Here is a 6,171-nt window from a genome sequence, read left to right as displayed (position 1 = left end):
GGCTGCGGCGGCTGCCGCAGCCCACCGCGGCGCTGCTACCACTTCGCCTTGCGGCTGAAGTCGCGCTGGCCGCTCTCCGAGCCGTGACGGGGCTTGCGCGCCCCGTAGCCGCCGGTCTTCGACTCGGACCTGGCGCCGTCGAACTTCTTCCGGAACGGACGCTCGCCGCGGTCACCGGACGGGCGGTCGGAGCGCTCGCCGAAGCTGCGCTCGCCGTCGTGCCGCTTGAAATCCTTCCGGAAACCGCGGTCCCCGAATGAACGGTCGCCCCCGGAGCGCCCGCCTTCACTGCGCGGCTTGCGGCCGGAGTCCAGTTCCAGATGGATCAGCTCCCCGCCGATCCGGGTGCGGGACAGAGCGCGCAGTTGCTCCTGGCTCAGATTCGCCGGAAGCTCGACCAGGCTGTGGTCCGCGCGGATATCGATGCCGCCGATCTGGGCGGAGGACAGTCCGCCCTCATTGGCGATGGCGCCGACAATGGAGCCGGGCATGACGCGGTGGCGGCGTCCGACGGCGATCCGGTAGGTGGCGTTGCCCTCGGTCAGCGTGCGGGATGGACCGCGGGAAGCAAAGCCGTCGCGTCCGGCGCGGGCCTGCTTCGCCGGGGGCTGCGGCAGTTCCTCCATCAGCAGCGGACGCCCGCCCTGTGCCATCACGGCCAAGGCAGCGGCGATTTCCGTGGCGGTCACGTCGTGGTCCGCCTCGTACTTTTCCACCAGGTTGCGGAAGACCGCCAGGTCCTCGGATTCGATCGTTTCGGTGATCTTTTCCGCGAACTTCGCCAGGCGGTTGTTGTTCACCACCTCCACGGACGGCAGGTGCATCAGTTCGACGCTCTGGCGCGTGGCCTTCTCGATGGCGCGCAGCAGGTACTTCTCGCGGGGCGTCATGAACAGGATGGCGTCGCCGGTGCGGCCGGCACGGCCCGTGCGTCCAATGCGGTGCACATAGGACTCGGTGTCGTGCGGGATGTCGTAGTTGATGACATGGCTGATGCGCTCCACGTCAAGGCCGCGGGCGGCCACGTCGGTGGCGACAAGGATGTCGATGTTGCCTTCGCGCAGGGCCTCTACGGTGCGTTCGCGCTGCTGCTGCGGGATGTCGCCGTTGATGGCGGCGGCGGTGAAGCCGCGCGCCTTCAGCTTGTCAGCGAGTTCCTCGGTGGCCATCTTGGTGCGGACGAAGGCGATGACGCCGTCGAACTCTTCCGTCTCCAGGATCCGGGTCATCGCATCCAGCTTGTGCGGGCCCATGACCTGAACGTAGCGCTGCTTGATGTTGCTGCCCGTGGAGGTCTTGGACTTGACCGAGATTTCCGCCGGGTTGTTCAGGTACTGCTTGGCGATCCGGCGGATGGAGCCGGGCATGGTCGCCGAGAACAGGGCAACCTGCTTCTTCTCCGGCGTTTCGGAAAGGATCCGCTCGACGTCCTCGGCGAAGCCCATGCGCAGCATCTCGTCCGCCTCGTCCAGCACCAGGTACTGGAGTTCGGACAGGTCCAGCGAGCCCTTCTCGATGTGGTCGATCACGCGGCCGGGGGTGCCGACGACGACCTGGGCGCCGCGGCGCAGGCCGGCCAGCTGGGGGCCGTAGGCCGAGCCGCCGTAGACGGGCAGCACGGAGAAACCGTCCATATGCGCGGCGTAGGAGGAGAAAGCCTCGGCAACCTGCAGGGCCAGCTCGCGGGTGGGTGCGAGGACCAGGATCTGGGTTGCCTTCGACGGCGGCAGTTCCGCCATGCGGGAGAGCGCCGGAATGGCGAAGGCTGCGGTCTTGCCGGTGCCCGTCTGGGCGAGTCCGACGACGTCGCGGCCCTCCAGCAGGACCGGGATGGTGGCGGCCTGGATGGGCGAGGGCTTTTCGTAGCCGACGTCCGTCAGCGCAGCGAGTACGCGGCTGTCAAGGCCGAAATCGGTGAACAGCGTGTCGTTGCCCTCTTCCGGTGTCTGCACGGAAGCGGTGTCTTCGATGATGTCCTGGGTGGTGGGGGCGAAGGTTTCGGGCATGGAAAAATACCTCATTCATAGGGGCCGGGCGGCATCTGTGCCGCGCTACACGAAGAAGTCCGGCACTGTTTCAATCCCGCGGCAGGACTTCGCATCACAACTGGTCTGTGCGCCATCTCGGCGGTCACGTGTGACGTTTTCTTCTAACCGGCGCTCCCGTATGAAACTGCTCGCTCAATCGGCGAGCCCCAACACAACAGATCTCGCCCGGTTTCCGGCGGCAGCCGGTATCCGGGCATGAAATTCAGGGAATTCCGGAGTGGGGGATACATCCAGTGTACGGCATGGACCGGAGCACCGGCGCCGCACCGGCGCTTCGGGCGGGTGAAGTTCGGCACACGGAACAGCAATACCCCCAAATCTGGGCTGGTGGAAGTCTCTTGGGCAGTGGGACGATTTGAGCCTGGGGAACTGCCGGACAACGACATGGATATGACGGCATTGATATGACAACTTCACTTCGCACTTTCTGGGGACCAACTGCTGCCGGAGTTTTTTCTCTGGCCGTACTGGCTGGCTGCAGCGCGCTGCCTGCACTGGATACCGCCGCCGGGGGGACCGGTTTCGGTGTCAGCCCATCACCGCAGGCGCAGCAGCCGCCCGTACCTGCCGACAGGTCCGGTTCCGGGTCACCGCAGCAGGTCGTCCTGCCGCCGCATATCACGCTGCAGGCGGACGGGACCCTTGCTGAGGGCCCCTTGCCCGAGATGGACCGGCCCGATGCGCGGGACGGGGACGAGTTGACCATCCGGGTTCCGGATCTTTCCGACATTCCCGATGGCTCGACGCCGGTAGCCGGGTCTGCGCGCCAGACGGGTCCGGTGCTGCCCGGTCCGGTCCAGGCTGGGCCCATAGGGCCCGCCACAGAGCCGGGCAAGGCGGGACCGGTCCAGGCCAGCGCTCCGTCCGGCCCGGAGCAGCCCGGCCGCCAGGATCCCGCACGGCCAGGTTCGGCCGGCCAAACCGGTCCAGCCCGGTCCAGTGCAGCCCGCTCCGGCGCCGCCGACCCGGGAACAGCGAACCCGGGAGCGACGAATCCCGGCGCAGCCGGACCGGGATCACCCGTCGCTTCCGGCCCTGTGCCGCCCGCACTGCCGGCGCCGGTCCAGTCCGGTCCCGGACAGCCCGCTCCGGTTCAGCCGGTTCCGGTTCAGCCGGTTCCTGGCGGCGACGTGTCCGGTCCTGTCGTGGACGACTCCCCGGCTGCGCCGGTGACGCCGCCGGCACAGCCGGCCACGCCGCCGGCTGCCTGTGGACTGGTGGACCGCGGCACGTTGTCGGTCCTGCTCGGCGACCCGGCTGCTGCACTCCAGGACGGGGTCGCGTACCAGGTTCCGGTGCCTGCCGACGGTGGGCGCCAGTCCACGAGCTGCGGGTACGCGTTCGACGCCTCCGGCCCCGGCGGCCTGACCGTGACCGTCACCCGGTTCGCCGATATGGCTGCCTTCAGTGACCGCTTGGCTGTGGAGATGCCGCCGCTGCTGGCGCGGATTCCCGGAATCGGACAGGAAACGGTCTTTGAAACGATCGTGATTCCGGAAACCGGCTACCGGTCCTATGAACTGACGGTGCGGCGGGGACAGGACCTGTACCAGTTCACGCTGAATGAACCCGGCGCTCCGCTGTACTCCACAGAGGAAGCGCAGGCTGCGCTGGCGGCAACGGCAGCGGCCGCCGGGCTCTGACCGTCAGCGTACGCTGCGCCGCAGTCGCTTCCCGATCGCTGCCTGCATGGCTGCGGCCAGCCTGATGGAACCGGCGGCGTCGGCAGCGAGCAGGCGTGCGGCGTCGTCGGAATCCGTCTGACGGAACCACCGGCCAACGGTGACGCCATGGTCTGGGCGATGGACGACGTCGATCCTGTCCCCCGCCCGGACCGTTCCCGGAGCCAGCACGCGCAGGTAGGTTCCCACCATCCCCTTCTCCGTGAACCGCCTGACCCACTGCGGCTCCCCCATGCGCCGTGCGAAGGTGGCGCATGGAATCCTCGGACCGGTGACCTCCAGGAGCACACCGTCGCCGATCCGCCACTGCTCGCCGATCACGGCCTCCGTGGTGGCGATGCCCTGGGTACGGAAATTCTCGCCGAAAAGGCCGGCCGGAACAGCGCGCCCCAATTCGCGCGCCCAGACCTCAGCCTCCTCCTGCGCATAGGCGTAGATCGCCTGGTCCTCGCCGCCATGGTGCTGCCGGTCCGCCTGGATGTCCGCGTAGAGGCCCAACCTGCGGACCTTGACCGGGCCGTCAACCGGACGCTTGTCGATGGCGGTGACGCCTGTCGGCCCGGAATCGGAGAGCAGGGCGTGGACGCGGCAGACGGCAAGCAGGGTACCCGAAATCATGTCTACCATCCTGCCACCTGCGGGAGGCCGGCCCCGGACCGGTATCTTGGACTCAGGAACCGCAAGGAAAGGCCCCTATGCAGACTGCACCGCTGACCGTCATGCTCTCCTTCTGGACTTGGCTCATCCTGGCCAGTCTCGCGGCCATCGGTATGGTGACATCATTCCTGACCGGGCTGGCGCAGGAGTCGGAGCGGCTGGGTCTGTTCGTCCTTGCCTGCGTCCTCCTGGTGCTGGGCGCCTCCAGCGCCATCTACGCCTTCCAGCTGCGCCGCGGCCGCAATGCCGCGCGGAAAACCGTGACGACCACCGGACTTATGATCGCCGCCATCCTGTTCATCCGCGGCCTGCCGGTCATGGTGATCGCCGGCGTCATTATCCTTGCCGGGGTCATCCTGCTGTGGCTGCCGGCGAGCAACCGCTACTTCAAGCCCGCCCGCCCCAAGGCCCGGCGCTGAGCCGGTGTTCAGCGCCCATGTTCTGCGCCCAGTCCCTGCCCAGACTACTCAGGTTCTGGCTTTCAGGACATAACAAAACCGGCACGTCCCACAGGACACGCCGGTTTTGCATGGAGAAGTTGAGCAGAGTGGTTCACCCACGTCTGCACCCGCGGGCCAGCCAGGCTCAGCCAGGCAGTTGGCCCAGCGCCTGCTCCAGGTCCGCCAGCAGGTCCTCGAGGTCCTCGATGCCCACGGACAGCCGGACCAGGTTCTCCGGCACGGCCAGTTCAGTGCCCTTGACGGAAGCGTGCGTCATCTCCGAGGGGTAGTTCATCAGCGACTCGATGCCGCCCAGCGACTCGGCCAGCGTGAACACCCGCGTGGACTCGGCCACCTTGCGGGCCGCGGCTTCCCCGCCCTTGAAGGACACGGAAACCATGCCGCCGAAGCCGCGCATCTGCTTCTTTGCCAGCTCGTGGCCGGGGTGGTCCGGCAGACCCGGGTAGTACACGGCCTCCACTTCGTCCCGGCCGGACAGCCATTCCGCCACCGCCTGGGCGTTGGCCGTGTGGCGCTCCATGCGCACGCCCAGGGTCTTCAGCCCGCGGGTGGTCAGGAACGCGTCCATGGGAGCGGACACCGCGCCAACCGCGAACTGCACGAAGCCGACCTTCTCCGCCAGCGCGTCGTCGTTGAGGACCACCGCGCCGCCGATCACGTCGGAATGGCCGCCGATGTACTTGGTCGTGGAATGGACCACGACATCCGCGCCGAGCGCCAGCGGGGTCTGCAGGTAAGGCGATGCGAAGGTGTTGTCGACGACCAGGAGGGCACCGGCGTCGTGCGCCACCTTGGCCAGCGCGGCGATATCGGTGATCTTCATCATCGGGTTGGAGGGGGTCTCCACCCACAGGAACCGGGCCTTCGCGGCGGCGACGGCGGACGCCACCTTGTCCAGGTCCGCCATGTCGACGACGGTGTGCCCGATGTTCCACGGCCCCAGCACGCGGCTGATCAGCCGGTAGGTTCCGCCGTAGGCGTCATTGCCCAACACGATGTGGTCCCCCGGCTGCAGCAGCGCGCGGATCAGCGAATCCTCCGCGGCCAGGCCGGAGGCGAAGCTGAAGGCATGCCGGCCGCCCTCCAACGCGGCCAGCTGCACCTGGAGCGCGTCGCGGGTGGGATTGCCGCCGCGGCCGTATTCGTAGCCGTTGCGCAGTCCGCCGATGCCGTCCTGGGCAAAGGTGGAGGACTGGTAGATCGGCGGGACGACGGCGCCGGTGGTCGGATCGAAGTCCTGGCCGGCATGGACGGCGCGGGTGTTGAAGCCCTGGTTTTCGGAGGTGCTCACGGTGGACCTTTCGCTGGTTGGGGAAGCCGGTG

General features: G+C 67.9%; 5 protein-coding genes. 2 read left to right on the top strand and 3 right to left on the bottom strand.

What is annotated here, in order from left to right:
* Nucleotides 1-35 precede the first annotated feature (35 nt).
* Nucleotides 36-2,006, bottom strand: a complete 1,971-nt coding sequence (locus AC5RWU_RS02140; RefSeq protein WP_494031058.1) for a DEAD/DEAH box helicase — start codon at nt 2,004-2,006, stop codon at nt 36-38.
* Between the two features lie 446 nt (nt 2,007-2,452).
* Here AC5RWU_RS02140 and AC5RWU_RS02135 point away from each other — a divergent pair, with 446 nt between their 5' ends.
* Complete coding sequence (locus AC5RWU_RS02135) at nt 2,453-3,691, top strand: hypothetical protein (protein ID WP_494031057.1); 1,239 nt, start codon at nt 2,453-2,455, stop codon at nt 3,689-3,691.
* 3 nt (nt 3,692-3,694) lie between these two features.
* On the opposite strand, the gene AC5RWU_RS02130 is transcribed toward AC5RWU_RS02135, so the two are convergent.
* On the bottom strand, nt 3,695-4,348 hold the full coding sequence (locus AC5RWU_RS02130) for an MOSC domain-containing protein (RefSeq protein ID WP_494031056.1): 654 nt from the start codon (nt 4,346-4,348) through the stop codon (nt 3,695-3,697).
* A gap of 77 nt (nt 4,349-4,425) precedes the next feature.
* Between AC5RWU_RS02130 and AC5RWU_RS02125 the strand changes: the two genes are divergently transcribed.
* Nucleotides 4,426-4,806, top strand: coding sequence for a hypothetical protein (locus AC5RWU_RS02125; protein WP_494031055.1), 381 nt, complete (start codon nt 4,426-4,428; stop codon nt 4,804-4,806).
* 166 nt (nt 4,807-4,972) lie between these two features.
* Here the strand turns inward: AC5RWU_RS02125 and AC5RWU_RS02120 are convergent, their stop codons facing one another.
* Nucleotides 4,973-6,139: a cystathionine gamma-synthase gene (locus AC5RWU_RS02120; RefSeq protein ID WP_494031054.1), complete on the bottom strand. Its 1,167-nt coding sequence runs from the start codon at nt 6,137-6,139 to the stop codon at nt 4,973-4,975.
* Between the last annotated feature and the right edge of the window lie 32 nt (nt 6,140-6,171).

The sequence above is a fragment of the Arthrobacter sp. B0427-1-12 genome (assembly GCF_059092905.1).
Note: the sequence above shows the minus strand (reverse complement) of the source record. Positions and strands in the feature narration are given on the sequence as shown.